The sequence below is a fragment of the Bradyrhizobium sp. USDA 4451 genome, assembly GCF_054822585.1.
The window spans coordinates 4,028,290-4,040,244 of the sequence record NZ_JBTRCH010000001.1 but is presented as its reverse complement, the minus strand read 5'-3'; the positions used below and the strand labels follow the sequence as shown (position 1 = coordinate 4,040,244).

General features: G+C 65.9%; 13 protein-coding genes. 5 read left to right on the top strand and 8 right to left on the bottom strand.

From position 1 onward, the window contains the following. Window positions 1-10: 10 nt before the first annotated feature. The 3 genes from ACVMB0_RS18690 to ACVMB0_RS18680 form a co-directional block, all read right to left on the bottom strand. Entirely contained in the window at window positions 11-1,204 is a 1,194-nt protein-coding gene (locus ACVMB0_RS18690; RefSeq protein ID WP_456756196.1) for an adenylate/guanylate cyclase domain-containing protein, read from the bottom strand. Window positions 1,205-1,253: 49 nt separating this feature from the next. Next, window positions 1,254-2,342, bottom strand: a complete 1,089-nt coding sequence (gene aroC / locus ACVMB0_RS18685) for a chorismate synthase (protein WP_456756197.1) — start codon at window positions 2,340-2,342, stop codon at window positions 1,254-1,256. 219 nt (window positions 2,343-2,561) lie between these two features. Beyond that, complete coding sequence (locus ACVMB0_RS18680) at window positions 2,562-3,161, bottom strand: histidine phosphatase family protein (RefSeq protein WP_461347236.1); 600 nt, start codon at window positions 3,159-3,161, stop codon at window positions 2,562-2,564. Between the two features lie 222 nt (window positions 3,162-3,383). Here ACVMB0_RS18680 and ACVMB0_RS18675 point away from each other — a divergent pair, with 222 nt between their 5' ends. Together ACVMB0_RS18675 and ACVMB0_RS18670 are read left to right on the top strand one after the other, a co-directional pair. Further along, window positions 3,384-3,872, top strand: coding sequence for a sigma-70 family RNA polymerase sigma factor (locus tag ACVMB0_RS18675; protein WP_021076763.1), 489 nt, complete (start codon window positions 3,384-3,386; stop codon window positions 3,870-3,872). An 81-nt stretch (window positions 3,873-3,953) separates the two neighbouring features. Then, a complete protein-coding gene (locus ACVMB0_RS18670) occupies window positions 3,954-4,712 on the top strand; it encodes an anti-sigma factor family protein (RefSeq protein ID WP_461347235.1) in 759 nt (252 codons plus the stop codon). A gap of 388 nt (window positions 4,713-5,100) precedes the next feature. Here the strand turns inward: ACVMB0_RS18670 and ACVMB0_RS18665 are convergent, their stop codons facing one another. Then, window positions 5,101-6,060, bottom strand: a complete 960-nt coding sequence (locus ACVMB0_RS18665) for a DnaJ C-terminal domain-containing protein (RefSeq protein ID WP_461347234.1) — start codon at window positions 6,058-6,060, stop codon at window positions 5,101-5,103. A 123-nt stretch (window positions 6,061-6,183) separates the two neighbouring features. Further along, a complete protein-coding gene (locus ACVMB0_RS18660; RefSeq protein WP_461347233.1) occupies window positions 6,184-6,684 on the bottom strand; it encodes an RT0821/Lpp0805 family surface protein in 501 nt (166 codons plus the stop codon). Window positions 6,685-6,699: 15 nt separating this feature from the next. Here ACVMB0_RS18660 and pdxH point away from each other — a divergent pair, with 15 nt between their 5' ends. Beyond that, window positions 6,700-7,341, top strand: a complete 642-nt coding sequence (gene pdxH, locus ACVMB0_RS18655) for a pyridoxamine 5'-phosphate oxidase (RefSeq protein WP_456756202.1) — start codon at window positions 6,700-6,702, stop codon at window positions 7,339-7,341. A 149-nt stretch (window positions 7,342-7,490) separates the two neighbouring features. Continuing rightward, window positions 7,491-8,243 carry an SDR family NAD(P)-dependent oxidoreductase gene (locus ACVMB0_RS18650; protein WP_456756203.1) on the top strand — a complete coding sequence of 251 codons (753 nt, stop codon included), beginning with the start codon at window positions 7,491-7,493 and terminating at the stop codon, window positions 8,241-8,243. A gap of 126 nt (window positions 8,244-8,369) precedes the next feature. Here ACVMB0_RS18650 and ACVMB0_RS18645 read toward each other — a convergent pair whose 3' ends face one another. Both ACVMB0_RS18645 and ACVMB0_RS18640 read right to left on the bottom strand, forming a co-directional pair. Next, window positions 8,370-8,591, bottom strand: a complete 222-nt coding sequence (locus tag ACVMB0_RS18645; protein ID WP_456756204.1) for a hypothetical protein — start codon at window positions 8,589-8,591, stop codon at window positions 8,370-8,372. A 131-nt stretch (window positions 8,592-8,722) separates the two neighbouring features. Next, window positions 8,723-9,700: a magnesium transporter CorA family protein gene (locus ACVMB0_RS18640; RefSeq protein WP_456756205.1), complete on the bottom strand. Its 978-nt coding sequence runs from the start codon at window positions 9,698-9,700 to the stop codon at window positions 8,723-8,725. 336 nt (window positions 9,701-10,036) lie between these two features. On the opposite strand from ACVMB0_RS18640, the gene ACVMB0_RS18635 reads away from it, so the two are divergent. Next, window positions 10,037-10,714, top strand: a complete 678-nt coding sequence (locus tag ACVMB0_RS18635) for a L,D-transpeptidase (RefSeq protein ID WP_456756206.1) — start codon at window positions 10,037-10,039, stop codon at window positions 10,712-10,714. A gap of 24 nt (window positions 10,715-10,738) precedes the next feature. On the opposite strand, the gene ACVMB0_RS18630 is transcribed toward ACVMB0_RS18635, so the two are convergent. Continuing rightward, complete coding sequence (locus ACVMB0_RS18630; RefSeq protein WP_461347232.1) at window positions 10,739-11,908, bottom strand: extensin family protein; 1,170 nt, start codon at window positions 11,906-11,908, stop codon at window positions 10,739-10,741. Window positions 11,909-11,955: the final 47 nt, after the last annotated feature.

Below are 11,955 nucleotides of genomic sequence, written 5' to 3'. Positions count from 1 at the left end.
ACACCGGCGGCTAGCTCGCAGCCGCGACCGGCGCCTCGTCGAACAGGCCGTAGACCCGTTCGGCCTTGGCAAATCCCGCGATCGGAAACTCGCCGAGATCGCTCCAGCCGCCATCATGGATGCCGGCGAAGCGCTCGGAGGCGACGACGGTGCGGCCGAGACGGCCGGCGATCCTCTCGAGCCGTGCCGCGAGATTGACCGCCGGACCGATGCAGGTGAAATCGAGCCGGTTGCCGCCGCCGATATTGCCGTAGAGCACGCGCCCGAGATGCAGCGCGACGCCGAAGCGGAAACGCTCGACCGCATCGCCGTTGGGGAATTGCAGCGCCTCGACGCCTGCGCGGGAAGCGCGCGCGGCATCCAGCACCCGCGAGCAGACCTGCACCTCGTCGCCGAGATATTCGTCGACCGGAAACACCGCGAGCAGGCCGTCGCCCATGAATTTGAGCACCTCGCCGCCATGGTCGCGGATCGCGGTGACCTGGCAGTCGAAATAGAGATTGAGGATCTCGACGACGGTCTCGGCCGGCAGGCGGTCCGACAGCGCGGTGAAGCCGCGCAGGTCGGACAGCCAGATCGCGGCATCCATCGTGTCGGCATGGCCGCGCCGGATCTGGCCGCCCATGATGCGCTCGCCGGCGCGGTTGCCGACGTAGGTATCAAGCAGCAGCGAGGCGGTGCGGCGCAGCGTCACGATTTCGATGTAGCGCGCCAGCGGCACGGCGATCGAGCGGATCGCATCGAGCTGCTCGTCGGTGAAGCCGCCCGGCTGCTTGGTGGTCCAGCTCGACGCATTGGGGCGGCCGTCGGTGTTGATCAGCGGCACCGCGATATAGTCGGTGACGCCCTCGGCTTGCAGGTCCTCGACAATGGGAAAGCGTTTGCTCGAGGGGTCGTCGAACCGCGCGCGTACTTCAACACCTTGCTTGAAGACGATCCGCAGCGGGCTGACGGCGAAGTCCGGGGACTCCTCGATGTTGTGCGCGACGGTGCCGGTTTCGACCTCGGCGCCGGGCTTCCAGAGGAAATGCCGGCCGTAGATCTCGGGATGCAGCGTGCGCACGAAGACGCCGATGCGCCACAGCGGCAGCCCGGCCCGCGTCAGCCGTTCGCAGCATTCCGCCATCATCTGCACCGGGGTCGGCGCCGATCGCGCGCCGCCGATCATCCATGCGATGATATCCCGAAGCTCCGACGCGTTCATGGCAGTCCCCAAGGCGGTCTGGTACCGCCATTATATAGGATATAGGGGATCAGCGCCCGGTCTGCCCGCGGTCGCGCAGAAAATGATCGGCCAGCACGCAGGCCATCATGGCCTCGCCGACCGGCACCGCACGGATGCCGACGCAGGGATCGTGGCGGCCCTTGGTCAGGATGTCGGTATCGGCGCCCTTGCGATCCACCGTGCGGCGCGTGGTCAGGATCGAGGATGTCGGCTTGACCGCAAAGCGCACCACCACGGGCTGGCCGGTCGAGATGCCGCCGAGCACGCCGCCGGCATGGTTGGACAGGAAGCGCGTGCCATTGTTGCCGGTCCGCATCTCGTCGGCGTTCTCCTCGCCGGTGAGTTCGGCGGCGCCGAAGCCGGCACCGATCTCGACGCCCTTGACCGCGTTGATGCTCATCATCGCCGACGCCAGATCGCTGTCGAGTTTTGCATAGATCGGCGCGCCGAGCCCGGCCGGCACGCCTTCGGCGACGACCTCGATGACGGCACCGATCGAGGAGCCGCTCTTCCTGATGCCGTCGAGATAGCTCTCGAAGAACGCCGCCTTGTCCTTGTCGGGACAGAAGAACGGGTTGTTGGCGATCTCGTCCCAGTCCCACTTCTCGCGGTCGATCTTGTGCGGGCCCATCTGCACCAGCGCACCGCGCACCTTCACGTCGGGCAGCACCTTGCGCGCGATCGCGCCGGCCGCGACGCGGGTCGCGGTCTCGCGCGCCGAGGAACGGCCGCCGCCGCGATAATCGCGCAGGCCGTATTTCGCTTCATAGGTGAAGTCGGCATGGCCGGGGCGGAACTTGTCCTTGATCTCAGAATAGTCCTTCGAGCGCTGATCGGTGTTCTCGATCAACAGCGCGATCGGCGTGCCGGTCGTGACCTGCACGCCGGTTTCCGGATGCGCCATCACGCCGGACAGGATCTTCACCGCGTCCGGCTCCTGGCGCTGGGTGGTGAAGCGCGACTGGCCGGGCCGGCGGCGGTCGAGATCGTGCTGGATCTCCTCCACGGTCAGCGGGATCATCGGCGGGCAGCCGTCCACCACGCAGCCGATCGCGACCCCATGGCTCTCGCCGAAGGTCGTGACGCGGAACATATGGCCGAAGGTGTTGAAGGACATGGCGTGTCGTAACGCGCGGAGGCAGCGGGGTCAAACCTCGACTTCGTCAGGGCCGGGCATAGCCGTCCAGGTCGTCATTCCGGGGCTCGCGAAGCGAGAGCCCGGAATCCATTGGCCCACGGGACACGCGGCCTGATGGATTCCGGGCTCGACGCTTACGCGTCGCCCTCAGGTGCGCAATTGCGCACCGGGGAATGACGATGGAGAGAGTTACTGGCTTTAACTATATTTCCGCAGGCCCGCCGCGCCGAACACGTAGACCGCGCCCTGCTCGATATAAAGCTCGGCGGCCGAGGCCGGGGTCTCGAAGCCGAGCGCCACCATCAGCGCCCGCGCCGTGCCGCCATGGGCGACGGCGACGGTGTCCGACGTCACCGAATGGTACCAGTCGGTCATCCGCGCCTGCACCTCGACATAGCTCTCGCCACCCTCCGGCGCGACCTGCCACTTCTCGGTCAGGCGGCGGGCATAGACGACGGGGTCGGCGGCCTGCGCCTGCGCCAAGGTCGAGCCCTCCCACGTGCCGTAGCCGATCTCGCGCAGCCGCGCGTCGAGGGCGTAGTCGCCCGGCGGCAGGCCTAGCTCGGCGCGCACCAGCTCCATGGTGGCGCGTGCCCGGATCAGCGGGCTCGCGACGAACGGCAGCGTCGCCTTGTCACGGCCGTCGCGCGCCAGCAGATCGCCGAGGATGCGTCCGGCATGCCCCGCCTGGGCGCGACCGCGCTCGTTGAGCGCGATGTCCTGCGCGCCCTGAAGCCGGCCTTCGGCGTTCCAAGCGGTCTCGCCGTGACGGATGTAATAGATGGTTGGCACCGGCATTCCCGTAACGGCTGATCCTGAGCTGTCGGGCGCCTCACCACAGGCTTCCACGCCTCGAATTTTCCGGCTCGGAGGTACACCAGCGCTTCGCCTGGCGACAAGTCCAAATCCGCCGCAGCTGAGGCGCTCTGCGCGCAGATCGATGCAACCGGAATAGCCACGCCGTTAGGGTGTTATGCTGGACAAGGCAGACCATCGCCGAGACCATCGAAGACTGGATGCATGACCGCGTTTCGCCAAAGTGTCGAAGCCATGATTCCGGCGCTCCGCCGCTATGCGCGGGCGCTGACGCGCGACACCGATATCGCCGACGATCTGGTGCAGGACACGCTGGTGCGGGCGCTGCGCTCGGAGCGGCTGTTTCTCGGCGGCGACGTCAGGAGCTGGCTCTATACGATCCTGACCAACCTGAACAAGAACCGCAGGCGCTCGCTGGCGCGGCGGCCGCCTTTGATGCCGCTGCTCGACAACAATGCCGATGCCAGCGGCACCGAGGCCGAGGGACGCGACATCGAGCGCGCGCTGTCGACGCTGGTCGAGGAGCAACGCTCGGTGCTGCTGCTGGTGATGCTGGAGGGCATGAGCTACCGCGAGGTCGCCGACATCCAGGGCGTACCGATCGGCACCGTGATGTCCCGCCTCGCCCGCGCACGCGCCCATGTGCGGGCCTCGATCGAGGGCCAGCGCCCGGCGCTCAGGCGGGTGAAATGATAACGTGCGCGATGGCAGCTGTTTCGCTTGAGCTGTTTCGCTTGAACGATTTTCGAACAGGATTTGGCAGAGACGACTGATATGACGAACCCGAACATCCCCGTCACCGAAGACGAGCTGCACGCTTACGTCGACAACGAGCTGCCGGCCGAACGCCGCGGCGATGTCGAGGCCTGGCTCGCCACCCATCCTGACGACGCGGCGCGGGTGCAGTCATGGCGCGCGATGGCCGAGACGCTGCATGCGCGCTACGACGGCGTGCTGGACGAGGCGGTGCCGAAGCGGCTCGAGCTCGAACGGCTGGTGCGCCAGCCGCGCCGCTGGGTCTATGGTGCGGTGGCGGCAACGCTGGTCGCCTTCATCGCCGGCGGCAGCGTGGGCTGGATCGCGCGCGGCGCTACGGCTGCACCATCGACCTTCCAGAGCTTCACGCTTGATGCGCTCGATGCGCACCGGCTCTACGTGGTCGAGGTCCGCCATCCCGTGGAGGTGCCCGGCAGCGAGCGCGACCATCTGCAGCAATGGCTGACCAAGCGCTGCGGCTGGGACGTCCGGGCGCCGGAGCTCAGCGGGCTGAAGCTGGTCGGCGGCCGCCTGCTGCCCGGGCCGAGCGGGCCGGCGTCGTTCCTGATGTATGAGAGCACGTCCGGCGAGCGCTTCACGGTCTACACCGCCAAGGCCAAGACCGAGGCGACCCAGATGCGTTATGCCGTGCAGGGCAGCGACGGCGCATTGTTCTGGGCCGATCGCGGTGTCGCCTATGTGGTCAGCGGCGGCACCGACCGCAGCCGCCTGAACCAGGTCGCTCAGGCCGTGTACGATCAGATGGAGAAAAGCTGATCTCCCGTAATTCTACGGGAGATCGTGTCGCGACATTGTGCCGTTTCGAGTAAGTGAATCCAGCCTCACTCAGCGTCCCAATTCCGACATTGAAAATTTCGATTCGCGTCATTGCCGCGTCTCATTATCGCACCGGATGCTCACGCGAAGATGATCAGCGCCCGATCCGCCGATCGGCGCACGCGGCCTCGATTGGGGTTTTGTGTACCGCGCTGGTCCCCCTCTCGAGGCCGCACTCCTTTTTCCGCCATCCGGTCTGCACGCCGCAGACCAGGAGTACGGACGGCCGGTCATCCTTTGACGCGCTCACGGCGCCGCGTCTACCCCGATAGAGTCCGGGGTAGTTGCAGTTTCGCGTCTTCGCGTCTTAGGGACGCGCCCTCGGCGGTCAGCCGAGATCGCTGCGCGGATTATAGGGGTTACGCTCCCGCCACGTCTGCATCAATGCCTCAAGCTCGGCATCGTTCCCATCGGGAAGGATGATGCGGGTGGTGACGTAGAGGTCGCCGACAGCCCCCGCCTTCGGCAGCCCCTTGCCCTTGAGGCGGAAGGTGCGGCCGCTCGAGGTGTTCTTCGGGATCGACAGCTCGACCGCGCTGCCCAGCGTCGGCACCCGCACCTTGCCGCCCAGCACCGCCTCGTACAGCGTCACCGGCAGATCGATCCTGAGATCGTTGCCGTCGACCTTGAAGAACGGATGCGGCGCGATCGAGATCGTGATCAGGAGATCGCCGGGCGGATGGCCCGGCGCAGTGTCGCCCTGCCCCTTCAGCCGGATCTGCTGGCCCGCGGTGACGCCGGGCGGAATCTTGACGTTGAGCTCGCGGCCGGTCGGCAGGCGGACTCGCTTGTCGCCGCCCCTGACCGATTCCTCCAGCGACACCGTCATTGCGACCGACAGATCGAGGTCGACGCCGACCCCGCCGCCATCGAATTCAAACGGACTGGCGCGGCCCGCGCGGGCGCCGCCGCCCCGCGCGGCATTGCCGAACATGCTGTTGAGGATGTCCTCGAAGCTGCCGCCCCCCATGCCGCCGCCAGGGCCGCTGCGGAAGCTGTACTCGAAGCCACCCGGACCGGCACGGCCGCCGGCACCGCCGCCGCCAGGGAAGCCCTGGAAGCGCGGCTTGCCGTCGGCATCGATCTCGCCGCGATCGAACTGCTTGCGCTTGTCCTCGTCGCCGATGATCTCGTTGGCGGTGTTGATCTCCGCAAAGCGGGCCGCCGCCTTCGGGTCGTTCTTGTTGTTGTCGGGGTGATGCTTCTTGGCGAGCTTGCGATAGGCGCTCTTGATCGTCGCAGCGCTGGCGCTCCGCTGCACCCCCAAGACCTCATAGGGGTCGCGCATCCGTCACGTCTCCTTCACGGGAAAATCGATTCTGGCTGGGAGCCCATCCGGGCCCACCTCGCCTTGATGTGGGGGGTCAGTGGCATTTTTGCAACTAGTCCTGGACCGACTCCAGCCGGAACCTCAGGACTTTCTCCACGGCTTCAAACTATGGATTTCCCACCGCCCTTGTCCAGCCTTGCAGGCGGCGCCCTGGAGCCAGCTTTCGGTGGTTCCGTTGACATAGCTGGCGAGGAAATCCCGGCAGGTCTTGCCGTCCTCGCCCGAGTAGGCCTGGGCCAGCGGCGTCACCGAGCCGCGCGCGCCGGTTTCGGGGTTTTCCCAAGGCTGGCTGGAATCCTTGTCGCCCTTGGTCAGCACGTCGGAGGCGGCGTTGCGGGCGAAGGCGAGATCGCTGTCGGTCGGCATCGGCGCGTTGACCAGAGTCGGGCTGATCGAGCCCGTCACATCCTTGTCGTCGATCTTGGCGAAGGCATCGGTGCGCGACAGGCTGCAGCCGCTGGCGCCGACGCCGACAACGATCAAGGTCACCACCGCGCCCGCGGGGCGGATCACCGATAGGCCAACGCGCCCCCATGCCCTATATAGGGCCAGGAACGCGTTGTCTGACGCGGGCGGATGCAAATCGGGACTCCTGACATGACCGACACGACCTCCATCAAACACCCGACACCGTTAACATCGGGTGATTTCACCGCGGCGGAGGAGCCGTTCGCCCTGTTCGGCGAATGGTTTGCGGAAGCGGTCAAGTCCGAGCCGAACGATCCGAACGCGATGGCGCTGTCGACCGTCGACGCCGACGGCCTGCCCGACGTGCGGATGGTGCTGATGAAGGGCTTCGATGCCGACGGCTTCGTGTTCTACAGTCACATTGCCAGCGCCAAGGGCCGCGAATTGGCCGCAAATCCTAAGGCGGCTTTACTGTTTCACTGGAAATCGCTGCGCCGCCAGGTGCGCATCCGCGGGCCGGTCGCGCCGGTCACCGATGCCGAGGCCGACGCCTATTTCGCCACAAGGCCGAAGCAGGCCCAGATCGGCGCCTGGGCCAGCAAGCAGTCGCAGCCGCTGGAGAGCCGCTTCGCCTTCGAGCAGGCGATCGCCAAGGCCGGCGCGAAATATGTCATCGGCGAGGTGCCGCGGCCGCCGGGCTGGAGCGGCTGGCGGATCACGCCACAGCGCATCGAGTTCTGGCACGACCGCCCGTATCGCCTGCACGACCGCATCGAATTCCGCCGCGATGGCGCCGGCAGCGCCTGGTCGAAGGTGCGGCTCTATCCCTGAAAAAGCCGCGACCGTCATGGAAGGGCGAAAGTACGAAGCGCGTCTTCGTGTAAGATGACCCCGGCCATCGACGGCTTGATCCTCCATCGTTCAAGGACGTCGATGCCCGGCACGATGCTGCGCATGACGAAAACGAAAGAACCCCGTCGATGACCCGCCCTTCCAATGCGCCGCGGCGCACGCTGCTCCTGACCGGCGCGAGCCGCGGCATCGGCCACGCCACAGCGATCCGGTTCTCGTCCGCCGGCTGGCGCGTCATCACCCTGTCGCGGCATGCCTTCCCCGAGGTCTGTCCGTGGGGCGCCGGGCCGGAAGACCACATCGAGGTCGATCTCGGCAGCCATGACGACACCGTGCGCGCGATCTCCGAGATCCGGCGGCGGCTCGACAACGACGAGCTGCACGCGCTGGTCAACAACGCCGCGATCTCGCCGAAGGCGCCCGGCGGCGGCCGGCTTGGCACCATGGACACTGACGTCGAGACCTGGAATCACGTTTTCCACGTCAACTTCTTCGCTCCGATCATGATCGCGCGCGGTCTGATCGAGGAGCTGAAGCACGCCAAGGGCGCCGTGGTGAACGTCACCTCGATCGCCGGCTCGCGCGTGCATCCGTTCGCGGGGGCGGCCTATGCGACCTCGAAGGCGGCGCTGGCGGCGCTGACGCGCGAAATGGCATCGGACTTCGGCCGCGTCGGCGTTCGCGTCAACGCGATCGCGCCCGGCGAGATCGACACCTCGATCCTGTCGCCCGGCACCGAGAAGATCGTCGACCAGCAGATCCCGATGCATCGTCTCGGCACCCCCGACGAGGTCGCCAAGATCATCTACGTGCTGTGCACGGAGACCAGCTCTTACGTGAACGGCGCCGAGATCCACATCAATGGTGGCCAGCACGTCTGAGCTTCGGGCTTGGATGTGTTCCGGGGAAGGAAGCGAGGGGTTCGAGGCGATCCCGGCCGCCGCCGCGGCCGTGATAGAGGGATTGCTTCGATGGCAGGCGTAACGACGCGGACGAGGCTTCTGCCTCTAGTCGGCGTAAAACCGGCGTGACTTCTTCTCAGTTTGCCGCAGCGCGACGTCGTTCAGCGCGCTGGAGCAGTCGTCTTCGTCCTCGCCATCAAGCAGCGCCGCGTCACAGTAACGGCAAAGTCTCGGCGAGATCGCCTGCACCTTGCCTGCTGCGCGGTCCTGTTGATAGCGCGCAAAGTCGATGACGTTACGCCGTGGCGTTATGATCTTCTCAACCATTGCTGTCCTCCGGCTTCGAGGCGGGCGTTATCGCAGACAAGTTTCGCCCAAACGTTCAGCGCAACGCTCAAATTTTAGGAGAGGAAATAAGGCAGAAAAGCGCGTCCCAAAACGCGACGATGGAACAAGCGCTACAGCCACTTCTTCCACTTGAAAATCCAGTACGGAACGATCGCCGCGATCAGCATCAGCACCAGCGCGAACGGATAGCCGTGCGTCCATTCGAGTTCCGGCATGATCTTGAAATTCATGCCGTAGATCGAGGCGATCAGCGTCGGCGGCATCAAGACCACCGCCATCACCGAGAACAGCTTGATGATGTTGTTCTGTTCCAGATTGACCACGCCGAGCATGGCGTCGAGCACGAAGGTGATCTTGTTGGAGAGATAGGAGGCGTGATCGGTCAGTGAGGCCACGTCACGCTGCATGGTCTTGAGCTGCTCGCGCATGTCCTTGGACCATTTCACCCCTTCCACGATCGCGGACAGGAAGGTGACGAGGCGGCCGATCGAGACCAGGCTTTCGCGAACCTTCGAGGTCAGGTCGCCCTTGCGGCCGATCGCGATCAGGATCTGCGAATATTGCTTGGCGTGGCCGTGGCGCTCGCTCTCCGGCTCGAAGATGTCGTGCGAGACCTGGTCGATGTCGGCGCCACAGCGCTCCAGCAGATCGGCACAGCGGTCGATCACGGCATCCAGCAGTTCCATCAGCACCTGCTCGCCGGTGATGCCGGGGGAACAGGCGCGGGCCAGCTTGTTCTCGACCAGCGCGAACGGTTTCGGCAGGTCGTAGCGCACCGTGACCAGGCGATGGCTGGTCAGGATGAAGGTGACCGCCGTGGTGCGCGGCATGTCGGTGTCGGAATGGCACATCAGCGTCGCGGTCATGTAGCGCGCGCTGTTCTCGATATAGAGCCGGCTGGAGATCTCGATCTCCTGCATGTCTTCCCGGGTCGGAACTGCGATCCCCGCGAGCTTCTCGACGGCCCGGTCCTCCTCCACGGTCGGGTTCACCAGATCGACCCAGACCGCGCCCTCGGGCAGCGCGCCGAGGTCGGTGGCGGCGACCTTCTTGAGGGAGAAATCGGAGGGAACGAACACCGACAGCATCACGAACTCCACAAAAAGGGCTGGCAGGACCGCCGACTTAGCCCGATTCTGGCGGGCGCTTCATGACCGCGGCATTAACCGAGCGTCCATATTTGTGGCGGCCAGTTGGCAGTGAGGGAGCTTCGACTCGACGACCGTTGCCTGTTTGCACAAAAAATCGACCCACGCCAGAACAGTTGCGGCAAAAAAGCCACAGATCACGTCCCGCGATGCGGGAAAGCCATCTAAAGTCTGGGAAGAACCACAGGTTTCAGCGATAATGCCCCTCATGGAATCGTGGCGTTTGGGGCGTAATGTTGGCGCTTTCGGGCGCGGATTTTCGATTGGAATGTAATCATGTCGTCGCTCAAAGTTACCCTCGGGATCCTCGCTGCGGGCCTGATGTTGTCGGGCTGCATGCAGGCCACGACCTACGAGGCAACCAATACCGCTGCGTTCAAGCCGCGTGACAAGGAACTGCTGGCCAAGACCACCTACGTCAAGACCCCGGTCGCCGAGCCGTTCCGCCGCGCCATCGTCGAGTATCACCGCAAGGAAGCCCCCGGCTCCATCGTGGTCGATTCCGACAACCACTACCTCTATTACGTGCTGAACGACGGCAAGGCGATCCGCTACGGCATCACCGTCGGTGAAGAAGCCATGGCCTGGTCCGGCATCGCCAAGGTCGGCAGCATGACCGAATGGCCGGCCTGGCACCCCACTCCCGGCGAGATCTCGCGCCTCGGCGTGCCGACCTTCGTGGCCCCGGGCCCGGACAATCCGATGGGCTCGCGCGCGATGTATCTCTACTCGGGCGGCAAGGACACGCTGTTCCGCATCCACGGCACCAACCAGCCGGAATACATCGGTTCGTCGATCTCCTCAGGCTGCATCCGCATGACCAACGAGGACGTCATCGACCTCTACAACCGCGTCAAGCTCGGCACCATCGTGGTGGTGCTGGAGCCGAAGCACGGCGACTCGCCCTACAAGCCGCAGATGGCGCTGCAGGGTGGCGGCAACGTCACCTACTGAACCGCACCAGATACGCGGACGAGATCAAAAGCGCCGGCTGTGCCGGCGCTTTTTTGTTGGCTGCGGTTGCGGCTTGGTCTCGGCTGCACCCTCGGACGGGGCCGCATCGTCTGATTTCGCCGCATCCGGCTCATCGGCCTTGCTGCGGTCGGCTTTCGATGCGTCCGGCTTGGACACGTCCGATTTTGCAGCGACCTCGCGCGGCGGCGCCTCCTCGGGCCGCTCGGCCGGCAATACCGGCGCGACCTGCGGCAGCGGGTCGTACACGTTCCACTGACAGATCCGGTAATTGTTGCGGCGCTCGATCAGGTCGAGATGGATGTGGTCCTCGTGGTACCAGTCCGAGCCCGGGCCGAGCACGGTGGAGAAGCGGGAGCAGACCGAATGCAGCACGGTCTCGCGCAGGGTCCGCGGCACACTGCGATCGGTCAGCGAGATCGACTTGCCGTTGGCAAGACCGAACGCGCGCACGTCGAGCGCATTGGCGCGGGCATGTTCGGAAAGTTGTGCGCCGGCGACGCGATTGCGGCCGCGGCATTCGAACGAGTCGAAATTGTCGAGATTGCTGATCTCGCCGCCGAAGCTCTGCGCCAGCGGCGCGATATCGGTGCGGACCCAGTCCGCGACTGCGGCGGCCATCTTGCAGCGGAGGATCGCCGCGGGCTTGACCGCGATCTTGCGCTTGTCCGCCAGCACGATGGCCTCGAGCCGCACGAGGTCCTCGCCCCCGCAACCGCCGGCGCCGTGGATATCCGGAATGCTCGGCGCGATCGCGATCTCCTCGGTGAGCGCCTGCCGGCAGGCCGAGAGCTGCGGCCTGGGCGGCTCGGCCGGTCTGGCCGCTTCGGCCGGCTTGGCGGCTTCGGCAGGCGCGGCAGCCCGCTGCGTCGCGGCCGCAGGCGGCTCACGCTCAGGCTCAGCGGTCGCCGGTGCCTCGGATGCCGCCGGCGCCTCGGCGGGGCGCGGCTTCGGCAGCGGCACCGCGGAGCGGCGCACGGCCTTGTGCGCCCGCTGCGGCCTTGTGCCGAACAGATCGTCCCACGGGAAGCTCGGTGCGCCGCGGGCGGCCGCAGCGGGGCCCGCTTGCATGCCAAGGCAAAGCAGCGCGGCGGCAGCGGTAACCATTGCCGCGCAGGCGCGACGAAACGCGCCATCAGGCCATTTCCGGCTTGCTTTCTCCGCGCTACAGTTCATGTCAGTTCCATGATTTTACTGCCGGCCGTCCAAGATGCCGGCAGATC

Coding starts and splice junctions, on each gene's coding strand:
- ACVMB0_RS18690 (WP_456756196.1), bottom strand. CDS start 1,204: ATGAACGCGTCGGAGCTTCGGGATATCATCGCATGGATGATCGGCGGC.
- aroC (WP_456756197.1), bottom strand. CDS start 2,342: ATGTCCTTCAACACCTTCGGCCATATGTTCCGCGTCACGACCTTCGGC.
- ACVMB0_RS18680 (WP_461347236.1), bottom strand. CDS start 3,161: ATGCCGGTGCCAACCATCTATTACATCCGTCACGGCGAGACCGCTTGG.
- ACVMB0_RS18675 (WP_021076763.1), top strand. CDS start 3,384: ATGACCGCGTTTCGCCAAAGTGTCGAAGCCATGATTCCGGCGCTCCGC.
- ACVMB0_RS18670 (WP_461347235.1), top strand. CDS start 3,954: ATGACGAACCCGAACATCCCCGTCACCGAAGACGAGCTGCACGCTTAC.
- ACVMB0_RS18665 (WP_461347234.1), bottom strand. CDS start 6,060: ATGCGCGACCCCTATGAGGTCTTGGGGGTGCAGCGGAGCGCCAGCGCT.
- pdxH (WP_456756202.1), top strand. CDS start 6,700: ATGACCGACACGACCTCCATCAAACACCCGACACCGTTAACATCGGGT.
- ACVMB0_RS18650 (WP_456756203.1), top strand. CDS start 7,491: ATGACCCGCCCTTCCAATGCGCCGCGGCGCACGCTGCTCCTGACCGGC.
- ACVMB0_RS18645 (WP_456756204.1), bottom strand. CDS start 8,591: ATGGTTGAGAAGATCATAACGCCACGGCGTAACGTCATCGACTTTGCG.
- ACVMB0_RS18640 (WP_456756205.1), bottom strand. CDS start 9,700: ATGCTGTCGGTGTTCGTTCCCTCCGATTTCTCCCTCAAGAAGGTCGCC.
- ACVMB0_RS18635 (WP_456756206.1), top strand. CDS start 10,037: ATGTCGTCGCTCAAAGTTACCCTCGGGATCCTCGCTGCGGGCCTGATG.
- ACVMB0_RS18630 (WP_461347232.1), bottom strand. CDS start 11,908: ATGAACTGTAGCGCGGAGAAAGCAAGCCGGAAATGGCCTGATGGCGCG.